The organism is Micromonospora sp. NPDC004336, from assembly GCF_053602615.1.
Window position 1 is genome coordinate 1 of sequence record NZ_JBSGDY010000358.1, and the last position, 1,672, is coordinate 1,672.

The 1,672-nt window shown below is 67.4% G+C and carries 1 protein-coding gene; it reads right to left on the minus strand.

The window, feature by feature from the left end; genetic code table 11:
• Positions 1 to 81: 81 nt before the first annotated feature.
• Positions 82 to 1,392, minus strand: coding sequence for an extracellular solute-binding protein (locus ACWENR_RS30710; RefSeq protein WP_452280429.1), 1,311 nt, complete (start codon positions 1,390 to 1,392; stop codon positions 82 to 84).
• Positions 1,393 to 1,672: the final 280 nt, after the last annotated feature.

Consider the following 1,672-nt stretch of genomic DNA (forward strand, 5'->3'; position numbering starts at 1 on the left):
GGCGGCGGCGCCCGCCCCGGTGTCGGGGTGGGCGCCGCCGCCGGCCCACGGGCACCGTGGGCTCGGCAGGTCAGCGGCGACTCAGCTGGTCGTCTTCTTGGCCTCGTCCATCGCCTTCTTCCAGGCGGCGTCCGAACTGAGCTGGCCGCGCTCAGCGGCCTGCATCTGCGGCTCGACGACGGTCTCCCAGATCTGCTGGTGCTTGGCGCCGAGGAAGACCGGCTTCATGTTCTTGACGCTCTCACCGAAGATCTTGCCGGTGGGCGCGCCGCTGAAGTAGTCGCTCGTCTTGTCCTTGAATGCCGGATCTTCGAGGCCAGCGATGTCGGACGGCATGGCGCCCGCCTCCTTGAACGCCGCCAGGTGCCCCTCCTTGCTGGTCAGGTACTTGGCCAGCAGGTACGCCTCCTTCGGGTGCTTGGTCTGGGCCGGGACGGCGAGGTAGGAGCCGCCCCAGTTGCCGCCGCCACCGGGGATCTTGGCGATGTCCCACTTGCCGGAGTTGGCCGGCCCGGACCGCTGGGCGATGACTCCCTCGGTCATCCAGGCCGGGCAGGGAAGGGTGGCGAAGGCGGAGTTCTTGAAGGCCGCGTCCCAGTCGGCGCTCCACCGCTGTGCCTTGGCAGTGAGGCCATCGGCGGCCATCTGAAGGCCCATGTCCCAGGTCTGCTTGACCACCGGGTTGGTGTCGCCGATGAACTTGTTGTCCTTGTCGAAGAAGAAGGTCTCGGAGTTCTGCATGACGTGCGGCTGCATCAGGCTGGTGGCGCTGTCCAGCCAGGCCGCCTTGACCTTGCCGCTGGCCTTGAACTGCTTGCCCAGCGCGATGTAGTCCTGCCAGGTGCTGATGCGCTGGGAGACCTCGTCGCGGTCGGTGGGCAGGCCCGCCTGCTGGAACAGGTCCTTGCGGTAGCACATGGCCAGGCCGCCGACGTCGGTGCCGAGACCGATCAGCTTCTTGCCGTCGACGGTCATCGCGTTGTTCCACTTCCACTCCGGGAAGTTGGACTTCAGCTCGCTCGCACCCAGGTCGAGCAGGTTGGCGAACTTGTCGTGGTTCTGCACGTACTGCAGGAGCACGCCCTCTTCCAGACCGACCACGTCGCCGGCGCCGCTGCCCGCCGCCAGCCACTGCACCAGCTTCGGCTGGAAGTCGCGCAGCTCGCCCATCTTCTGGTGCTCGACCTTGATGTTCGGGTTGGCCGCCTCGAAGTCCTTGATGGCCTGGTCGTAGCCGAAGTTCTGGAAGGTCTGCAGGACCAGCTTGACCTGCCCGCCCTCGCCACTTGTCTCGTCGTCGTTCTTCTTGCTGCACGCCGCACTGCCGAGGGCCACGCCCACGGCGAGCGCGGCGACCGCGATAGCGCGGAATCGGCGCCCGATGACCTTCATCCCTGACCCCTCTCAGGTGGTGGTTCGTGTGGTGGTTCGTGTGGTGGTTGCGGATGCCTGACGCTGCTTCGTCGGTGCCGGCTTCCGGAGGTGTTCCATGGCTCGTGTGAGGTCCACCCGCCGCCGAGCCGGGCGGCGAGCGAGTACGCGCCCATCGGGAGCGCTCCCATGAGATTGCTGGGGAGCTTCAGGGGTGTCAATAGGGCACTGGGAGCGTTCCCAGATCGTTACCGCGCCGCCGTCGCACACCGGCGGCGCGCGGCGGACAGCGGTCGGGGTG